The sequence below is a fragment of the Actibacterium sp. 188UL27-1 genome (assembly GCF_016901225.1).
Lineage (GTDB): Bacteria > Pseudomonadota > Alphaproteobacteria > Rhodobacterales > Rhodobacteraceae > 188UL27-1.
The window spans coordinates 56,437-75,368 of the sequence record NZ_JAFEUL010000004.1; the positions used below are offsets into that span (position 1 = coordinate 56,437).

16 protein-coding genes are annotated in these 18,932 nt (G+C 61.4%); 11 read left to right on the forward strand and 5 right to left on the reverse strand.

The window, feature by feature from the left end; all coding sequences use genetic code 11:
• Window positions 1-16 precede the first annotated feature (16 nt).
• From IU397_RS07205 to upp, 5 genes are read left to right on the forward strand one after another with little or no spacing between them, the layout of a single operon-like run.
• Entirely contained in the window at window positions 17-415 is a 399-nt protein-coding gene (locus IU397_RS07205; RefSeq protein WP_204412040.1) for a cytidine deaminase, read from the forward strand.
• Window positions 416-422: 7 nt separating this feature from the next.
• Window positions 423-1,733, forward strand: coding sequence for a thymidine phosphorylase (locus IU397_RS07210; RefSeq protein WP_204412041.1), 1,311 nt, complete (start codon window positions 423-425; stop codon window positions 1,731-1,733).
• A complete protein-coding gene (locus IU397_RS07215) occupies window positions 1,730-2,926 on the forward strand; it encodes a phosphopentomutase (protein ID WP_204412042.1) in 1,197 nt (398 codons plus the stop codon). Before IU397_RS07210 ends, IU397_RS07215 begins: the two co-directional genes overlap by 4 nt.
• The gene (locus IU397_RS07220; RefSeq protein ID WP_204412043.1) at window positions 2,923-3,897 is read left to right on the forward strand and encodes an adenosine deaminase; all 975 of its coding nucleotides are present in this window, start codon (window positions 2,923-2,925) and stop codon (window positions 3,895-3,897) included. Before IU397_RS07215 ends, IU397_RS07220 begins: the two co-directional genes overlap by 4 nt.
• Window positions 3,894-4,526 (forward strand): uracil phosphoribosyltransferase, encoded by a 633-nt coding sequence (gene upp / locus IU397_RS07225; RefSeq protein ID WP_204412044.1) that lies wholly within the window; start codon window positions 3,894-3,896, stop codon window positions 4,524-4,526. Before IU397_RS07220 ends, upp begins: the two co-directional genes overlap by 4 nt.
• Window positions 4,527-4,635: 109 nt before the next feature.
• On the opposite strand, the gene IU397_RS07230 is transcribed toward upp, so the two are convergent.
• Entirely contained in the window at window positions 4,636-4,833 is a 198-nt protein-coding gene (locus tag IU397_RS07230) for a SlyX family protein (protein ID WP_204412045.1), read from the reverse strand.
• 76 nt (window positions 4,834-4,909) lie between these two features.
• On the opposite strand from IU397_RS07230, the gene hisS reads away from it, so the two are divergent.
• The 4 genes from hisS to IU397_RS07250 all read left to right on the forward strand — a co-directional run bounded on the left by hisS (window position 4,910) and on the right by IU397_RS07250 (window position 9,701).
• Complete coding sequence (gene hisS / locus IU397_RS07235) at window positions 4,910-6,526, forward strand: histidine--tRNA ligase (RefSeq protein ID WP_204412046.1); 1,617 nt, start codon at window positions 4,910-4,912, stop codon at window positions 6,524-6,526.
• Window positions 6,526-7,620 carry an ATP phosphoribosyltransferase regulatory subunit gene (locus IU397_RS07240; protein WP_204412047.1) on the forward strand — a complete coding sequence of 365 codons (1,095 nt, stop codon included), beginning with the start codon at window positions 6,526-6,528 and terminating at the stop codon, window positions 7,618-7,620. Before hisS ends, IU397_RS07240 begins: the two co-directional genes overlap by 1 nt.
• The gene (hisG, locus tag IU397_RS07245; protein WP_204412048.1) at window positions 7,617-8,312 is read left to right on the forward strand and encodes an ATP phosphoribosyltransferase; all 696 of its coding nucleotides are present in this window, start codon (window positions 7,617-7,619) and stop codon (window positions 8,310-8,312) included. The genes IU397_RS07240 and hisG overlap by 4 nt, the downstream gene beginning before the upstream one ends.
• 183 nt (window positions 8,313-8,495) lie before the next feature.
• The gene (locus IU397_RS07250; protein WP_370541630.1) at window positions 8,496-9,701 is read left to right on the forward strand and encodes an NADH:flavin oxidoreductase/NADH oxidase family protein; all 1,206 of its coding nucleotides are present in this window, start codon (window positions 8,496-8,498) and stop codon (window positions 9,699-9,701) included.
• Window positions 9,702-9,856: 155 nt separating this feature from the next.
• Here IU397_RS07250 and IU397_RS07255 read toward each other — a convergent pair whose 3' ends face one another.
• The gene (locus IU397_RS07255) at window positions 9,857-10,285 is read right to left on the reverse strand and encodes a DUF1489 domain-containing protein (RefSeq protein WP_204412049.1); all 429 of its coding nucleotides are present in this window, start codon (window positions 10,283-10,285) and stop codon (window positions 9,857-9,859) included.
• A 91-nt stretch (window positions 10,286-10,376) separates the two neighbouring features.
• Between IU397_RS07255 and IU397_RS07260 the strand changes: the two genes are divergently transcribed.
• Window positions 10,377-12,641, forward strand: coding sequence for an adenosylcobalamin-dependent ribonucleoside-diphosphate reductase (locus tag IU397_RS07260; protein ID WP_204412050.1), 2,265 nt, complete (start codon window positions 10,377-10,379; stop codon window positions 12,639-12,641).
• A gap of 1,807 nt (window positions 12,642-14,448) precedes the next feature.
• Here the strand turns inward: IU397_RS07260 and IU397_RS07265 are convergent.
• The 3 genes from IU397_RS07265 to paaI are packed head-to-tail and all read right to left on the reverse strand — an operon-like array spanning window position 14,449 to window position 16,790.
• A complete protein-coding gene (locus tag IU397_RS07265; protein ID WP_204412051.1) occupies window positions 14,449-15,045 on the reverse strand; it encodes a TetR/AcrR family transcriptional regulator in 597 nt (198 codons plus the stop codon).
• Between the two features lie 3 nt (window positions 15,046-15,048).
• Window positions 15,049-16,356 carry a phenylacetate--CoA ligase PaaK gene (paaK, locus tag IU397_RS07270; RefSeq protein ID WP_204412052.1) on the reverse strand — a complete coding sequence of 436 codons (1,308 nt, stop codon included), beginning with the start codon at window positions 16,354-16,356 and terminating at the stop codon, window positions 15,049-15,051.
• A complete protein-coding gene (gene paaI, locus IU397_RS07275) occupies window positions 16,353-16,790 on the reverse strand; it encodes a hydroxyphenylacetyl-CoA thioesterase PaaI (protein WP_204412053.1) in 438 nt (145 codons plus the stop codon). The genes paaK and paaI overlap by 4 nt, the downstream gene beginning before the upstream one ends.
• An 83-nt stretch (window positions 16,791-16,873) precedes the next feature.
• Here paaI and paaZ point away from each other — a divergent pair, with 83 nt between their 5' ends.
• Window positions 16,874-18,904 (forward strand): phenylacetic acid degradation bifunctional protein PaaZ, encoded by a 2,031-nt coding sequence (gene paaZ / locus IU397_RS07280; protein WP_204412054.1) that lies wholly within the window; start codon window positions 16,874-16,876, stop codon window positions 18,902-18,904.
• Window positions 18,905-18,932 lie beyond the last annotated feature (28 nt).

Genomic DNA, 18,932 nt, shown 5'->3' on the forward strand with positions numbered 1-18,932 from the left:
ACTTCAGGAGGCGCCGATGCCAACAGATGACCCGTTGCTGCAGGCCGCCCGCGCGGTGCGCGACCATGCTTACGCGCCCTATTCCGGGTTCAAGGTTGGCGCGGCGGTCCGCACCGTGTCTGGAGCGATCTTTGTTGGATGCAATGTTGAGAATGTGGCTTATCCCGAAGGCACGTGTGCAGAGGCGGGGGCCATTGCGGCGATGGTGGCTGCCGGGGAGCAAAAGATTGCAGCCGTGGCCGTGATCGCCGACAGTCCCGCACCAGTCCCCCCATGTGGCGGTTGCCGGCAAAAGTTGGCGGAATTCGCCGAGGGGTCGACCACGGTCACCCTGGCTACGACGGGCGGTGAACAGCGCCAGATCAGCGTTGCCGATCTGCTGCCCGGCGCGTTTTCAACTGTCCATATGGAGTGAGGCTCGGATGCAGGCGCGTCGTGTCCTCAGCCATCTGCGCATGGGTCAACCCCTAACTTCGGACGATGCCAGGTGGATGGTAGAGGCGCTGAGCGCCGGTGATCTGAGCGATGCCCAAGCCGGAGCCTTTGCCATGGGCATCTGCCACACCCCCCTGTCGATGGAGGCGCGCACGGCCCTGACCCGCGCCATGCGGGATAGCGGCGACGTTTTGACATGGGATCTGCCTGGCCCCGTATTGGACAAGCATTCGACCGGTGGGGTGGGCGATTGTATCTCACTGATCCTCGCCCCGGCCTTGGCAGCGTGTGGCGCCTATGTCCCCATGATCTCGGGTCGCGGGTTGGGTCATACGGGCGGAACGCTGGACAAGCTGGAGGCCATTCCAGGCTACCGGGTCGAGGTTTCGGCGGATCGCCTGCGGCAGGTCACCCAAGACGTCGGCTGTGCAATCGTCGGCCCCAACGCCGATATTGCCCCGGCGGATAAGCGTCTTTACGCGGTGCGTGACGTGACCGGCACTGTCGAAAGCGTCGATCTGATCACGGCCTCGATCCTGTCGAAAAAGCTGGCGGCTGGGCTGGAGGCCTTGGTTCTGGACGTCAAGCTTGGCAATGGTGCCTTCATGACCACCCGGGAGGAGGCGCAGATGCTGGCCCGTTCGCTGGTCGAGACGGCAAATGCGGCAGGGTGCCGGGCCACAGCGTTGATCACCGACATGTCGCAACCCTTGGCCACTGCTGCGGGCAATGCGCTTGAGGTGATCGAGGTGATGGAGACGCTCACACGCAGCGGCGTCACCCATGCGCTGTGGGAGTTGACCTGCGCCTTGGGCGGTCAGGTCCTGCACGCCGCTGACCTTGTTCTGACACCTGAACAGGGGGCGGATGAGGTCTCCACCGCATTGTCGAGCGGTGCCGCCGCCGAAACCTTTGGCCGTATGGTCAGCGCGCTGGGTGGGCCCGCCGATTTCGTCGACCGGTGGCGGGATCGCCTGCCAGCCGCCCCGGTGATCCGTCAGATCAGGCCGCCACGCGCCGGGTTTGTGGCTGGGCTCGATACTCGGGCCATCGGGGAAGTGGTCGTGGGATTGGGGGGCGGGCGGTTGCGGGAGGGTGACCGGATCAACCCCGCAGTCGGGTTGTCCCAGATCGCGGGCCTGGGGGAAGAGGTTAGTCAGGATCGCCCTCTGGCCCAGCTTCATGCCGCATCCGAAGCGGAGGCTGATCGTGCCGAAAATGCCGTGCTTCGTGCCTACCGCATCGGTGATGTCCCGCTAGATCCGCCAACCCTGATTCTGGGGAGCGTCTACCCATGAGCCGCGCCTTTCTGGTGGTGATGGATTCGGTCGGTTGCGGTGGTGCACCTGATGCGGCGGCCTTTGGCGACGAAGGGGCGAACACGCTGGCCCATATCGCCGAGGCCTGCGCCGCTGGGCAGGCGGAGGAAGGGCGCAGCGGGCCGCTAAGCCTGCCTACCCTGGATGCGCTGGGTCTGGGTGCCGCGATCCGCTTGGCGTCTGGCAAGGCCGCGCCGGGCTTGACGGCTGTTCCCACTGGCCTCTGGGGGGCCGCGACCGAAGTTTCCAACGGCAAGGATACCCCGTCGGGCCATTGGGAATTGGCTGGCGTGCCGGTCCCTTGGGATTGGCATTATTTCCCACAAACGGTCCCGGCCTTTCCGCGCGATATTGTGGATCTGGTGACAAAGGCTGTCGGAACAGGCGGCATTCTCGGCAATTGTCACGCGTCGGGTACTGCGATCATTGCGGAACATGGCGCTGCGCAGATCCGCTCCGGCTGGCCCATCTGCTATACGTCTGCCGACAGCGTGTTTCAGATCGCCGCGCATGAGGATCATTTCGGCCTCGACCGGTTGCTCGCGCTATGCGCTGATATCGCACCTGCGCTCCATGCGATGAAAGTCGGGCGCGTTATTGCGCGTCCGTTCATTGGCACCGTAGGGGATGGCTTTACCCGCACCGCAAACCGGCGCGACTACGCCATTGCGCCGCCGTCGCCGACCTTGTGTGACTGGGTGCAAGCAGCGGGCCGGACGGTGCATGCGGTGGGCAAGATCGGCGACATATTCTCGGGCCGGGGGATCGATACCGTGGTCAAAGGCGACGACCTCACGCTGATGGAGCATCTTAGCGACCTCATTCACAGCGCCGATGAAGGCAGCCTGACTTTCGCCAATTTCGTGGAATTCGACAGTCTATATGGCCACCGCCGTGATGTTGCCGGATATGCCCGTGCGCTCGAATGGTTTGATCGGGCCATCGCCCCGCTGATCGCCCGGCTGCGCCACGATGACCTGATGATCCTGACGGCAGATCACGGCAATGACCCGACATGGCGTGGCAATGACCATACGCGGGAGCGTGTGCCGGTTCTGGTGGCTGGCCGGGGCGCGGGTCAGATCGGGCAGGTCGCCTTTTCCGATGTGGCCGCCAGCATTGCCACGCATCTGAATGTCACGCCATGCGGGCCCGGACGGAGTTTTCTATGACCGATATCCCCAAGATCGAGCTGCATTTGCACCTGGAAGGCGCGGCTCCTCCGGCGTTTATTCGGGGCCTCGCGGCTGAAAAGGGGATAGGCCTGGATGGCGTCTTTACCGAGGACGGACGGTATGCTCATCGCGATTTCGCCCATTTCCTGCAGGTTTATGAGGCCGCGACGGGGGTGCTGCAGACCCCACGGGATTTTGCGCGGCTTACGACCGAAGTCTTGGAAAACTGTGCCGAACATGGCGTGATCTATGCCGAAACCTTCCTGTCGCCGGACTTTTGCGGGGGTGGGGATCTGTCGGCGTGGCGCGATTATCTGGCGGCGATGCAGGAAGCAGCAGATGGTATGGTCGACATTATCCAACTGCGCGGCATCGTCACCTGCATCCGCCATTTCGGCCCGGAAAAGGCCAAGCCCATCGCGACCTGTGCTGCAGAAACGGCGGGTGACTTTATCACTGGGTTTGGTATGGGCGGGGCCGAAGATGTGGGTCATCCCAGCGACTACGCCTGGGCTTTTGATTGTGCGCGCGAAGCGGGTTTGCGGCTGACCACCCATGCCGGAGAATGGGGCGGGCCGGCTTCGGTGCGCGACAGCCTGGATCACCTGAAGGTCGAACGGATCGGGCATGGGGTGCGCGCCATCGAGGATCCGGCCCTGGTCGAGCGTCTGGCCGCTGAAAGCGTCGTGCTTGAAGTGTGTCCGGGGTCGAACATCTCCCTCGGGGTCTATCCGCAATGGTCCGATCACCCGATTGAGACCCTGCGGGCAGCCGGGGTGCTCGTCACCGTCTCAACCGACGATCCGCCGTTTTTCGACACCACGATGACCCGGGAATATGAGCGCCTTAGCGAAACCTTTGGCTGGGACGAGGACGTGTTTACCGCGGTGAACCGGGTTGCAGCCCGCGCCGCCTTTTGCGACGAGGCCACCAGAGAAGCGCTTCTGAAACGACTGGACGCGACATGACCGATCACCTGACCATCGTCGACCACCCTTTGGTACAGCACAAACTCAGCCTGATGCGCGACAGGGAGACGCCGACGGCAGTGTTCCGGCAGTTGCTGCGTGAGATCAGCCAGTTGCTGGCCTATGAAATCACCCGCGAGCTGGACATGACGACCCGCGCGATCGAAACGCCGATGCAGGCGATGGATGCGCCTGTGCTGGATGGCAAGAAGCTGGCCCTGATCAGCATCTTGCGCGCCGGTAACGGGTTGCTGGATGGCGTGTTGGAACTGATCCCTTCAGCCCGTGTGGGCTTTGTGGGCCTCTACCGGGATGAGGAAACGCTGCAACCGGTGGAATATTACTTCAAAGTGCCGACCGAGTTGGAGGATCGCCTGGTCATCGCATTGGATCCGATGCTGGCGACGGGCAATTCCTCTGCTGCGGCGGTCACCCGGTTGAAAGAGGCAGGCGCGCGCAACATCCGGTTCCTGTGTCTGCTGGCGGCACCCGAAGGCGTGGCGCGCATGGCCGAGGCCCATCCGGATGTGCCGATCGTGACCGCCGCCTTGGATCACAAGCTGAATGACATTGGCTATATCGTGCCGGGTTTGGGGGATGCAGGGGACCGGATGTTTGGCACAAAATAGAGTGTGTGTCGGGCGGTCAAGGGTTTCGGATCGCTGACGCTGATCCGACCGGCTGGGGGCGCTGCCCCCAGACCCCCGGAGTATTTTTACCAATAAGAAACAGGGCTGGTCAGTAATGGGGTGGGCGTTCAGAGCCTATGATGACGCCGCCTGAGGCCTCTTGTTCGGTTTCGGCGGCGCGTTCCAGCAGGAGGGCGACCCGTTGGGTGAGGCGGGCGATTTCCGTATCCTGGCGGGCAACCACGTCTGACAGATCCTCGACCATGCGGGTCAGATGGGCCAAACGTTCCTCAATCTGGTGGTTCATGTGGCACCCCTCGGTTGCAGCGGTCTGGGGCTTGGGATAGACCGCGCGCGAACCATTTGCCAAGGACCTAGCCGCAATGGCCAAGCAGAAAAAGCAGCCTCGCCCCAAGGCGGAAGCACCGAAAGGTTTTCCGGATTATTTCGGCCAGGACGTGATGGAACGCACCGCGATGCTGGCCAAGATCGCCGAGGTTTACCATCGCTATGGCTTTGATCCGCTTGAGACATCGGCGGTGGAGACGGTGGAGGCCCTGGGGAAATTCCTGCCCGATGTGGATCGCCCGAATGAGGGCGTGTTCGCCTGGGAGGATGACGATGCCGGTTGGGTCGCCTTGCGTTATGATCTGACGGCCCCCCTGGCGCGGGTTGCGGCGCAGTATCGCAATGATCTGCCGAGCCCCTACAGGCGCTATGCGATGGGGCCGGTCTGGCGGAATGAGAAGCCGGGGCCGGGGCGGTTTCGCCAATTCTATCAATGCGATGCCGATACGGTGGGCGCACCGTCCGTGGCCGCCGATGCCGAGATCTGCGCCATGCTGGCCGACACGCTGGAGGCTGTGGGCATCCCCCGTGGGGACTACGTGATCCGGGTGAATAACCGCAAAGTACTGAACGGCGTTTTGGAGGTGGCTGGCCTATCGGGTGACGACAAGGCGGCCGAGCGCGGTATCGTCCTGCGCGCGATCGACAAGCTGGACCGACTTGGCTCCGACGGTGTGCGCGCGTTACTGGGTGAAGGCCGTCAAGATGAGAGTGGTGATTTCACTAAGGGTGCGAGACTTGATGATTGGCAGATCGACAAAGTTATGGCTTTTGTCGGAGCACCTGATGCAGTGCAGGAGTTGTTAGCAAATCGGATAGGCAACAATTTATCCGATAATCCTGCCCTGACCTACTCGACACTAGCGGTGAAGACTTCGCATGATCGTCGCTGGGACGGGTCGGTCTTTACTCAACATGACCGGCGGCGCTTGAATGAGGAAATGCTCACATACCTCAGTTCGTTGGTAGGAGAGTCCGAAGCCGGTCTATCCGGCATTGACGAACTCACTAATATTTCGGATTTGCTTAATGTCCAAGGTTATCGTTCGGATCGGATCTTGATCGATCCCTCCGTCGTGCGGGGTTTGGGGTATTACACCGGGCCGGTTTACGAGGCTGAGCTGACCTTTGAGATCCAGGACGAGAAGGGGCGGCCCCGGCAGTTTGGCTCGGTCGCGGGCGGGGGGCGCTATGACGATCTGGTCAAGCGGTTCACCGGGCAAGTGGTTCCGGCAACGGGCGTTTCGATTGGGGTGGACCGCTTGTTGGCTGCCCTGCGGGCGAAGGGGCGGCTGTCACAGGAGGCTGCAGGGCCAGTCGTGGTGACGGTCATGGACCGGGATCGGATGGCGGATTACCAGGCCATGGTCGGCGAATTGCGTCAGGCCGGGATCCGAGCTGAGGTTTATCTTGGCAATCCAAAGAACTTCGGTAACCAGTTGAAATATGCCGACAAACGCGGCTCCCCCGTCGCGGTGATCCAAGGCGGGGACGAGGCGGGTCGCGGGGTTGTGCAGCTCAAGGACCTGATCCTGGGCGCCAAGATAGCCGAAAGCGCCAGCCTTGAGGAATGGAAAGCCCAGCCTGCCCAAACGGAAGTGCCGCGGGACCAGTTGGTCGCCCAAGTGCGCGCGATCCTGGACCGCGACTGATGCAAGACAGAACGCGCGTGCGGGCCGAGGCGGAGCGCCTGACGGCATTGTTCGAGGAGACCGGCGCGGTGCCGTTCCGGACCAGCATTCTGCAGCCTGCCGAAACCCTGCTGGACCTTTATGGTGAGGATATTCGCGCCCGCGCCTATGTTACTCGCGATCCGTCGGCGGGTGAGATGATGCTGCGCCCGGATTTTACGGCCCCGCTGGTGCAAGCACATCTTGCGGGTCGGGGGGGCATCACCCGCTATACCTATGTCGGTGAAGTCTTTCGGATGCAGGATGGCGGTGGGTCGGGGCGGCCGATCGAGTACCTGCAGGTCGGGTTGGAACTGTTCCCGACCGATGATCCGGCGGCGGCGGAGGCGGAGGTTTTTGCCACCATATCGCGCGCGTTGCAGGGTCTGAACCTGCGGGCAGCGATGGGGGATATCGGGCTGCTGCAAGCGGCAGTGTCGGGGCTGTCCACCAGCCCCGCGCGGCGGGCGGCCTTGTTGCGTCATCTGTGGCGACCCCGCCGGTTTCGGGCCTTGCTTGAGCGGTTTTCGGGCCGGACGGACACATTAGAACATCGTGTTAAGCTTCTGAAAAAGTTGGAAACTGCTAGCGTATCCGATGTCATGGCAGAAGCGGCACCGATGATCGGGATACGGTCAGGGGCAGAGATTGAAAACCGGATCACAGCGCTGAAACAGGATGCCCAGACACCGCCCATTTCGCCCGAGGAAGTCGCCTTGATCGATGACCTTTTGGCGATACAGGCGGCGCCCGCAGATGCCTTGGAACGGTTGCGGGATTTGGCTGTGGACATGCCGGCGATTGAGCCTGCCGTGGCCTGTGTGTCAGCGCGGTTCGCCGCGCTTGACGCGTTGGATATAGATGTCAGCGCGGCCCTGTTCGAGGGCAGTTATGGACGCACCAGCCTGGAGTATTACGATGGCTTTGTCTTTGGTTTCTATGCAGAAAATCGGCCTGACCTGTCGCCGGTCGCCACCGGTGGACGCTATGATGCGTTGACCCGCGCGCTGGGGCAGGAGGTTGCCGCGGTGGGCGGGGTCATCCGTCCGGCGCTGGTGCTGGAGGTGCAGGGATGACGCTGCTGTTGGGCCTGCCGTCGAAGGGGCGGCTGATGGAAAAGAGCTTTGACTGGTTTGGTAAAGCTGGTCTGCGGTTCGAGCGTGAGGGATCAAACCGTGAATATGCGTTCCAGACCAATGGGTTGCGCGGTGTTCAGCCGGTGCTGCTATCTGCAGGAGAGATCCCGCGAGAGCTGGCTGCGGGGCGGATCCATCTTGGTGTGACCGGCAGCGATATGGTCCGGGAGCGGATCCCTGACTGGCCCAGCACTGTGGAGGATGTCACTGGAATGGGCTTTGGCCGCGCTGATCTGGTGCTGGCCGTTCCGGGCTGTTGGATCGATGTGGACTCCCTAGATGATCTGGATGCGGTGGCTGCTTCTTTTCGCGCGAAGCATGGGTTTCGACTGAGAATTGCTACGAAATATCATAGGCTTGTGCGCGAGTTCTTACGTGACTTCGGGGTCGCGAATTACCAGCTGATGGACAGCCAGGGCGCGACCGAAGGTGTGGTCAAGAACGGCACGGCGGAATGCGTGGCGGATATTACTTCGACCGGTGAAACCTTGCGGGCCAATCATCTGAAGGTCCTGAGTGACGGGTTGATCCATTCCAGCCAGGCGACCTTGTTCCGTTCAAGAACCGCCGACTGGACCACGGCTAAGTCTGTGCTGGAGGTGCTGGCCGCGCGTCTTGGGCTACCGGTCTGATCCGCTGCATGGGTGATGCAGAACCCATGCAGAAACCATACACATCCCATACATATGCATCGCACGGTCCGTTAAGGCGGTGGTGACAGTGCAGGGCAGGTTTGCTGTTTGCGAAATTGACAGGGGTCACGCCGTCAGCCCACGCTCTGGATCGATGTAAAGCGCAGATCCGGGAGCACTGCCGTGGCCAAACCTGACATTCTGTTCGAGCCGATGCAGCTTCCATGTGGGGTGGTGTTGAAGAACCGGATCGCGAAATCCGCGATGTCGGATTCTTTGGGCGACGGGACAGGCCATCCGACGGACACCCAGATCCGGTTGTATGACCGCTGGGCGGAAGGTGGTCTGGCCGTGGCGATTGTGGGGGAGGTTCAAGGCAGTCCGTATTTTGCCGAGAAGCCTGGAAATCTGGTGTTGAATGGCGATGCCGATCTGGACCGGTTTCGGCAACTGGCGGAGGCGGGTGCCCGCAACGGCGCCCAGCTTTGGTTGCAACTGGGCCATGCGGGCGCGATGGCTTACCCGCCGATCAGCACGCCAAAGGGACCAAGTGCGCTTGATATGCCAGGCCTGACCTGTGCCCAGATGACGGCGGAGGACATCGCAGCCTTGCCCGCCATGTTTGCGCGCACCGCCATGTTGGCGCAGGAGGCCGGGTTCGGCGGTGTGCAGGTTCATGCGGCCCATGGGTTTTTGCTGAGCCAGTTTCTGTCGCCGCTTTTCAACAAACGGACGGACGCTTATGGCGGGTCGATTGACCGTCGGATGCGGCTGCTGCTGGAGGTGATTGTCGCCATACGTGCTGCCGTCGTGCCGGGTTTTGTGGTCGCCGTGAAACTGAACGCCACGGATCAGCTGGATGGCGGATTGGTGGAGGATGACGCGCTTGAGGTTATCCGCGCGCTGGAAGGGACGGGGATTGACCTGCTGGATATCAGCGGCGGGACGTATTTCCCCGGTGCCACCTCGTCCTCGGACAGTGGCGGTACCGGCCCCTATTTTCTGCGCTTTGCCGAGCGCGCGCGGCCGATCACGACCAAACCGCTGATGGTGACCGGCGGGTTCAAGACGCGGGATCACGCGATTGCCGCTGTCGCCTCCGGTGTGGTCGATCTGGTTGGCCTGGCCCGTGCCTTTGTCCTGCAGCCTGATTTCCCGGTAAAATGGCAGCGGGCGGATATTGCTTTACCCTTCCCGAAATTTACAGATCCGCCGGAAGGTGGCATCACCGCATGGTATACGATGCGCCTAACCGAAATTGGGGAGGACCGCGAGCGCCAGGAGATCAGCGACCTGCACCAGACAATTGCGACCTATGAGGCGCGGGACCGTGAGCGGGCCAAAACCTGGGCCGCGTATTTCAAGATGGGCCTTTGCCCCGTCACCTGATGTACCGGATCAATGGGGAGACCGGGGCCTGTCATTGATGATGCTCCTGTCTGACCGATAAAGTCGCGTCAACGGAAGGTCGCGTGCGGAGCTTTGGTGCTGTCCCACTGCGTCTTCCAATCGCGTAAGAGCCGGGTCCAACCGATCTTTGCGGATCACAGGACACCGATATCGGCGAGCGCGGCCTGGAGATTGGGGGGCAGAGGCGTTTCGTCTGCTTTTGTTCCGGTCAGGTCGGCGGGCGCGTCGGCGGGTTGCAGGTAGCGCCAGCCCTGGAACGGGCGTTTGGGGGCAGGTGCCGTGCGGTGGATCTGGGGGTCGAGGACGAGCGCGCAGCACCGGATGCCATCGTCGCGCGTGACCTCGTCGAGGCGCGTAATGCGTTGGCGGCACAGGATCAGGCCCTTGATGACCCAGTAGATGGACCCGCCATTCAGGAGCGCATCGGATTGCTTAGGCCACATGCGGGTGACATGGCGGGGGGCGCCGTCCGGGCCCCTGGCGCGGGGATTGGCCTGCCAATCGACAAGGTCCTGGACGGTTTCGGCGCCGACGCAGAGTTTGAGCAAGTTGATTTTGTCCACAGATTCCTCCACACCATTGCTATATATCGTAGTGGAATTACGTCTGCCTTCAAGCTATTGTAGTCGCCTGCTAAGAGTAGAGGAATCACCGATGAGCCGCTTTGCCGCCCCCATTGCCGCGCAGATCTGGGACATGAAGTATCGTTTCAAGGAGGCGGATGGAACGCCCATCGATGGCTCTGTCGAAGAGACCTGGCGGCGGATTGCGCGGGCCCTGGCGGAGGCCGAGGCGGAGCCGTCGGTCTGGGAAGACAGGTTTTACAGCGCTTTGGAAGATTTCAAGTTTTTGCCTGCTGGCCGGATCATTGCAGGCGCAGGAACGGCGCGGTCGGTGACGTTGTTCAACTGCTTTGTGATGGGAACCATCCCGGATTCAATGGGCGGCATCTTTGAGATGCTCAAAGAGGCCGCGCTGACCATGCAGCAGGGTGGCGGCATCGGCTATGATTTCTCGACCATCCGGCCCAAGGGCGCGGATGTGAAAGGCGTCGCGGCGGATGCGTCGGGTCCGTTATCGTTCATGGATGTGTGGGATGCGATGTGCCGCACGATCATGTCCGCAGGCTCGCGCCGCGGAGCGATGATGGCCTGCATGCGGTGCGACCACCCCGATATCGAGGATTTCATTGCCGCCAAGTCAGATCCGGCGCGCCTGCGAATGTTCAATGTCAGTGTCTTGGTCACGGATGCGTTCATGGCGGCGGTCAAGGCGGATGACGCGTGGGATCTGATCTTTGACAGCAAGGTCTATCGCACTGTACGGGCGCGGGATCTGTGGAATGGGATCATGCGGGCGACATTTGAGTATGCCGAGCCGGGGGTGATTTTCATCGACCGGATCAATGCGGCCAATAACCTGAATTATTGCGAGGCGATTGCCGCGACCAATCCCTGCGGAGAGCAACCCTTGCCTCCCTATGGGGCCTGTTTGCTGGGGTCGATCAACCTTGCGCGGCTGGTGCGAGATCCGTTTGGGGAGGCGGCGGCATTGGACGAGGCGGCGTTGGACGATCTGGTCGCCGTGTCGGTGCGGATGATGGACAATGTCGTGGATGTGTCGCGCTTTCCCCTGCCCGAGCAGCAAGCCGAAGCACAGGCCAAGCGACGGATCGGGTTGGGTGTGACCGGCTTGGCCGATGCATTGGCCATGGTCGGCGCGCGATACGGTGATGAGGAAGCGGCGCGTCTGACGTCACGCTGGTTGCGCGCGGTCGCCCGCGCCGCATATCTGGCGTCGGTGCAATTGGCCAAGGAAAAGGGGGCGTTTCCATTGTTTGAGGCCGCGCCCTATCTGGACAGCGGCACAATGCAGGCGATGGATGCGGATGTGCGCGATGCCGTTGCCGCGGATGGCATTCGGAATGCTTTGCTCACCTCGATCGCGCCAACGGGGACGATCAGCCTTTATGCCGGGAATGTCAGTTCCGGGATCGAGCCGGTCTTTGCCCATGCCTATACCCGCAAGGTGTTGCAGAAGGATGGCAGCCGGACCGAGGAAGAAGTCGTTGATTACGCCGTGACTCTCTGGCGCGAGATGTTTGGCGACACCCCTTTGCCGGACCATTTCGTGAGCGCCCAGACATTGGATCCGGCGGACCATGTGCGGATGCAGGCAGCTGCGCAGGAATGGGTGGATTCGAGTATTTCGAAGACGATCAATTGCCCGGCCGATATCAGCTTTGATGCGTTCAAGGATGTCTACATGCAGGCCTGGGATCAGGGCTGCAAGGGCTGCACAACCTATCGGCCCAACGCGGTGACCGGATCCGTGCTGAGCGTCACCGAAAAGACCGAAACTGTGCCCGAGACCGATACGGGGGCCGATGTTGTCTATATTTCCGAGCCATTGGACAGGCCCCAATCCCTAGAGGGGCATACCTACAAGCTGAAATGGCCCGATAGCGAGCATGCGATTTACATCACCATCAACGATATTGTGATTGGCGGGCACAGGCGGCCGTTTGAGGTTTTCATCAACTCCAAGAACATGGAGCATTTTGCCTGGACCGTGGCCTTGACACGCATGATCAGCGCCGTTTTCCGGCGGGGCGGCGACGTGAGTTTTGTGGTCGAGGAATTGAAGGCCGTGTTCGACCCGCGCGGCGGGGCTTGGATGGGGGGAAAATACGTGCCTTCGATCCTTGCGGCTATCGGTGGCGTGATCGAGCGCCATCTGATCGCGATCGGCTTCATCGAAGGCGAAGGGATGGGCCTGAAAACCGATCCCCAGGCCGAGGTCGTTGCGGTCGGCGAACGCCCCCGTGGACCGGCTTGTCCGAATTGCGGTAGCTACGATCTGCGTATGGTTGAAGGATGCATGACCTGCGGGAGCTGTGGCAATTCGAAATGCAGTTGAGACGAGGAACCGTATAATGTGGTGAAACGTGTTACCCGACATGACCTTTTGGGTCAGGAAACAGCCGTTGCTTTAGACCTCCATAATCCCTACGAAGCAAAAAATATTTTTGCATCAGAGGATTAGCTGTCTCGAAGTAGGTCTGTGATCTCAGAGACATCCGCACCCATCGTGATCTCAAGTCCCTCGCTGAGCCCGTTATGACGTCAAGCGTAGGTTGTCCCTGGAGCTCCGTCTGCAACGGTTTTAGGAAGAAACAGCGAAGTCTGGTAAACGCTGTTGATTGTGACCGAGAACAGACCCGGTAATTTCGCCGAGATTCAATCGGCCTCCAGTTATCAATCGCTGTCTTATTTTCTATTTTCGTTGCCGCCTCGAAGCGGTAGCTGTCGTTGCCTATTGCGAGAATGTGGTAGCGATGCGTCGATCCGCACATGTTCACAGGCTGTTTGCGTTTCGGCTACGGCTAGGTCTACCAGCTATTGGGAATAGACATGCAAGCTGACACGACGGTTGGCAAAACTGGCAGGCACGCTACAGCGATTTTGCTCGAATACGATCAGGCACGTCGGTGATATTCGTTGATGTGTTCAATAAAGCCATCGAAGGTGCCATCGGTTCGTGCAACCAATGGCGGCGGCTCAAACACGTCGTGGTTGGCTATCGCCTTGAACCGGATTGAATATCGCGCTGCCTGCCTTTGCCAGCAAGATCAACCGCGGTCTTCGCGTCCATTGTCCTTGGAGCAATGCCGGACAGTTCCCGCCATCGTAGATACCACGACCGTAATCGTCGGGTCTCCCCGTTCTGTCGCCGATGGCTATGACCAGATACTGCTCATTTAAAAGATAATGGACAGTTCGTGAGGGATGATTGGGCAAGAAGCGGCGTCTTCGGAATCGGTCTGACGAAGAGAAGTGGAGGATTGGCGCGCAGACGAAGACTTGGCTAGCCGTAGCCGTAGGCGTCACGGACATGCGCAAGCAGTTTGATCATTGCCCGGCAGGCGATTTGAGAGGCAAATTTGCTGAGAGGGAGGTGTCAGCTCTGGCCGAAAGCGTTTTGAAAGAGGACCCGCAATCGGAGCATCTGTTTGTATTCCGCGGTCGCGATCAGTCCTGCGCAATTGTCCATGCTGCTGGAGCGGATTGACTGGCGGAAGTCACAGCGCACCTGTCGGCCTTTGAAAGTTGGTAATTTGAAAGCAAATCCGATACTTTAGAATTCGCATTTCCTAGGCGCTCGGCGATAAGCCACAGCATGGTCGACGCGCCCATATCCCCGCCATCGATCCTGGTGAGTTACGCGTCATGGCGGAAGGTTTGATCGAACTGGCCAAGGCGCAAGCCGCTGCCGTCCGAATAGCCGCGTCATGAACAGATGCTGAGCCCGGGCGAGGCGTACAACTCCGGCGTCGCGTTGCGTGCCATCAGCGATGGGGCCTGCCTTTGTCGCGTGATGCCGGACCGTGGACTTAGGTGGCCTCAGAACCGTGAGACGGACATGACCAGGAAGACCAGGCGGCGGTTTGCGCCGCAGGACAAAGAGCAAGCGGTGGCGCGGCTGGCGTGACCTGTGCAAGCCTGTCGGCAGATCTGGGGGTGACCTGTGGTCAATCGAAGACCTGGCCCCTTGTGACTTGCTGTCGGCAGGTTCGGCGACGGGGATCGCTCAGAGCAAGTCTGAGGTGGTCGAGCTGGCGACGACAGAGCGGATACCACCGCCGGAGTCGCGTGATAAGTCCATCCGTGGAAAGGAAAAACTCGGTCAGGACAGGCTTTGTGCAACAATACCATCGCATGGTGGGTTACAAGCCGGGGATGCCGGTCAGGCATAGTCTGGCGACCAGGGCGGCATAGCTGCGGCGGGCTTCTTCATCCGCGGTGGGGTTCCACATGTAAAACCAGTTGAGCATGCCGAAGACAGACATCGTCGTCGCACGTAATTTGGCGGTATCGCCGTCAAAGACGTCGGGTGCCACCGCGGCGATCAGATCGCTGACATGGGCCACGACATCACGCTGATACCCCAGCAGCACGACTTGGCGTTCTGCCGACAGACGGCGCAGGCTGGTGGCCTGAAGACGGTGGGCATGGTCGGCACCTTGATAATCCAGCAGAATGTCCACCAGCGTGCGGCGAAACCGATCCTCGGCGGACGGGCTGGTCGGATCTGGCTGGCACACACGGTTTCGTAATCCGCAGAGCCGCTGATCCAGAATGGCGAACAGGATGTCATCCTTGCCGCCGTAATAGTGATAGATGCTCGCCTTGGAGATCTGGCACGCCTCGGCCACCCGATTGACGGGGGTGCCATCGAACCCGTCCTCCGCAAACAGCCGGGCGGCATGGTCCAGGATCGCCTGTCGTTTGGCGTCGTGGTCCTTTGCAATGGGCCGGGCCACCCGTTACGCCTTGCGGCGGTCGATCACACGCACGGCCTTGCCCTGGGACCGTGCCACCTGACCCGGCAGATCCACATGGACCTCCGTTGACAGACCCACACTGTCCTTGATCCGGCGCTCCAGGGCGATAGCGAGGGTTTGGCGGCTGGCCTCATCCGCACATTCCGGCGTGGCCTCCACATGGACGCGCATCGCATCCCTGCGATCCTGGTGAAACAGCTCGATCTGGAAATGCGGTGCCAACCCGTCCATGGCGACCAGCTGTTCCTCGATCTGGGTTGGGAACACATTGACCCCACGCAAGATCATCATGTCATCGGAGCGCCCGGTGATCTTGGCCATCCGCCGCATCGACCGCGCCGTCCCGGGCATCAACTGGGTCAGGTCGCGGGTCCGGTAGCGGATCATCGGCATCCCTTCCTTGGTCAAGGTGGTGAAGACCAGCTCTCCGCGTGCGCCATCAGCCACGGGCTCTCCGGTTTCGGGGCTGATGATCTCTGGGTAGAAATGATCTTCCCAGATATGCAGCCCGTCCTTGGTCTCCACACATTCATTGGCGACGCCGGGCCCCATGATTTCAGAGAGGCCATAGATATCGACGGCGTGCATATCAAAGGCCTGCTCGATCTCGGCCCGCATGGCATTGGTCCAGGGCTCGGCCCCGAAAATGCCGACTTGAAGGGAACTTGCCCTGGGGTCCAGGCCTTGGCTGTGGAACTCCTCCAGAATATTCAGGATGTAGGACGGCGTGACCGTGATCGCCTGGGGTTGAAAATCGTTGATCAGGGTGACCTGTTTGGTGGTCTGGCCCCCGCTCATGGGGATGACCGTGGCGCCCAACCGCTCGATCCCATGATGCGCACCCAGTCCCCCGGTGAACAGGCCATAGCCATAGGCGTTATGCACCATATCCCCTGGCCGCACACCGGCGGCGCGCAGGGACCGGGCCACAAGATCGGCAAAATTCTCGCAATCCTGCGCGGTGTAACCCACCACCGTCGCCCGCCCGGTTGTACCGGATGAGGCATGGATGCGCCGGATCTGGCTGCGGGGCACGGCAAACAGCCCGAACGGATAGTGATCGCGCAGGTCGCTTTTCATGGTGAACGGAAATCGCGCCAGATCTTTGAGCGATGTCAGGTCACCGGGATGCACGCCCGCCGCGTCAAAGCGGGCCTTGTAGAACGGCACATTCTGATAGGCATGGTGCAGCGACCATTTCAGCCGGTCCAATTGCAGCGCCTCGATCTCGTCCCGTGACGCATATTCAATCGGATCAAGCTCTTCCCTGCGGGCACCTAACTCTTTCACGTCTCAATCTCCTGCGAACAAACCTGTCCCTTCAGGGTGCGCGAGGCGCCCCGAAACTCGGCAATCACAGCACCCGTCTGGTTGGTCACGGTGACATCCGTCAACCCGCTGCGGCCGGTCAGGGTGATTTCGCGCGCGCTGGCGGTCAGTCGGTCGCCGGGCTGGGCGGGGCTGATATAGGTGATCGTGTTGTGCTGGGCGACGGTCGATTGATTGCGGCTGTTGCACGCAAAGGCAAAGGCGCTGTCGGCTAGGGCAAAGATCACGCCGCCATGGCAGATCCCGTGGCCGTTCAGGTGATGCGCCGCCACGGTCAGGGTCAGCACGGCGCGGCCTTCATCGATCTCTGCCAGCTCCATCCCAAACCAGGGGCTGGCCTGATCCGCCGCCCACATATGGTCGGCCACGGATTGAGCGCGTTCTTTTGGTGTCATGTCTGACGCAACCTTGTTTTCCAGAACCGTTGCATAAGCCGACCGCTTGGTCAATTAATTGCAGGAACGGGATGGAGGACAGTATGGGCATTCGGGATATCGCGAGTTTTGCAGCCGGGCATTGGGTCCCGCCGGGATCGGGTGCACGGGAGATCGAGGATGCCGTGACCGGCAACATCATCGCCCGCGCGGGCGATGGCGCCTTGGAGGTCGCGGGAATGCTTGATCATGCGCGGCGGGTTGGCGGCCCGGCCTTGCGCGCGCTGACCTTCCATGACCGGGCCCGGATGCTCAAGGCGCTGGCCCTGGATCTGGCGCAACACAAGCCGGTGCTTTACGACCTGTCCTTTGCGACGGGTGCCACCCAGGCCGACCACCTGATCGATATCGATGGCGGCATCGGCACGATGCTGGTCTTTGCCTCCAAGGGGCGGCGCGAGATGCCGGATGGCCATGTCTATCTGGACGGCGCGGTTGAGCAACTCAGCCGTAGTGGCACCTTTCTGGGTCAGCATATCTGCACCCCGCTCCAGGGGGTTGCGGTTCATATCAACGCGTTCAACTTCCCCGTCTGGGGCATGCTTGAAAAGCTGGCGCCGACCCTGCTGGCCGGTATGCCCGCCATCGTCAAACCCGCCACCGCAACCAGTTATGTCGCCGAACATGCGATGCGGATCATGCTGGACAGTGGCCTGTTGCCCGACGGGGCGGTGCAACTTGTTTCGGGCGGGTTGGGCGACATGCTGGATCACCTCACATGCCAGGATGTGGTCAGTTTCACCGGGTCCGCCAATACCGCGTTCAAGCTGCGATCCCAGCCCCACTTGATGCGTAATTCGGTCCGGTTCATTGCAGAGCAGGACAGTTTGAACGCCACGATCCTTGGCCCCGATGCCGATCCGGGTTCACCCGAATTCGATCTGTTCGTCACCGGGATCCACCGGGAGATGACGGCCAAGGCCGGTCAGAAATGCACCGCAATCCGCCGGATCATCGTGCCCGATGCGCGGGTGGAGGCGCTTGGCGCCGCCGTCACGGATCGGTTGCGCCAGACGGTGATCGGAGATCCCCGCGCCGCCGAGACGCAGATGGGCGCGCTGGTGTCCCAGGCGCAGCGCCGCGATGTGCTGGACAAGGCCGCCCTGATCGCCGGGGAGGCCACAGCACTGTACGGAGATCCGGGCAACTTCGCGGTGCAGGGGGCCGATGCCACCCGCGGCGCGTTTGTTCCGCCAATGCTCTATCACTGCCCTGATCCCGACGCCGCGCAACAGATCCATGAGGTGGAGGCTTTTGGCCCCGTCGCGACCGTCATGGGATACCGCGATCTGGACCATGCGGTTGCGCTGGTGAATCGGGGGCAGGGCAGTCTGGTCGCCTCGGTCATCACCCATGACAGCCAGGTGGCCCGTGCCGTCGCGCTGGGGGCAGGGGCCTTCCACGGGCGGCTCTACTTTGACAACCGGGACACGATGGCAGAGGCGACGGGCCATGGCGCACCCCTGCCGCACATGGTCCATGGCGGTCCCGGTCGCGCCGGCGGAGGAGAAGAGATGGGCGGCATCCGCGGTGTCATGCATTACATGCAGCGGACCGCGATCCAGGGCAGCCCCGACATCCTAACCGCCATCGGCGGCAGTTGGGTTCCGGGCACGGCACCGGTGAGCAAACCCCACCACCCGTTCACGCGGGGTTTCCACGACCTTGAGATCGGGGAGACGATACGAACCGCCAGCCGCACCGTCACCCTGCAGGACATCACCCATTTTGCCGAATTCACGGGCGACACGTTTTACGCGCACATGGATGCCGCGGCCGCGGAGCGGAACCCGTTCTTTCCCGGACAGGTGGCCCATGGCTATCTGCTGTTATCCTTTGCGGCGGGGCTTTTCGTCGAACCGGCAGAAGGGCCGGTCCTGGCCAATACCGGGCTGGATGAGTTGCGTTTTATGAAACCGGTGGCGCCGGGTGATGCGATCAAGGTTCAACTGACCGTAAAGAAAAAGACAAAGCGCACGGAAGACTACGGTGAAGTGCGCTGGCACGTCATCCTGACCAACCAGGACGACGATTCCGTTGCGGAATATCAATTGCTGACCATGAACCGCTACTGACGTCACCGGGGCTTTGCCTTAGACTGGT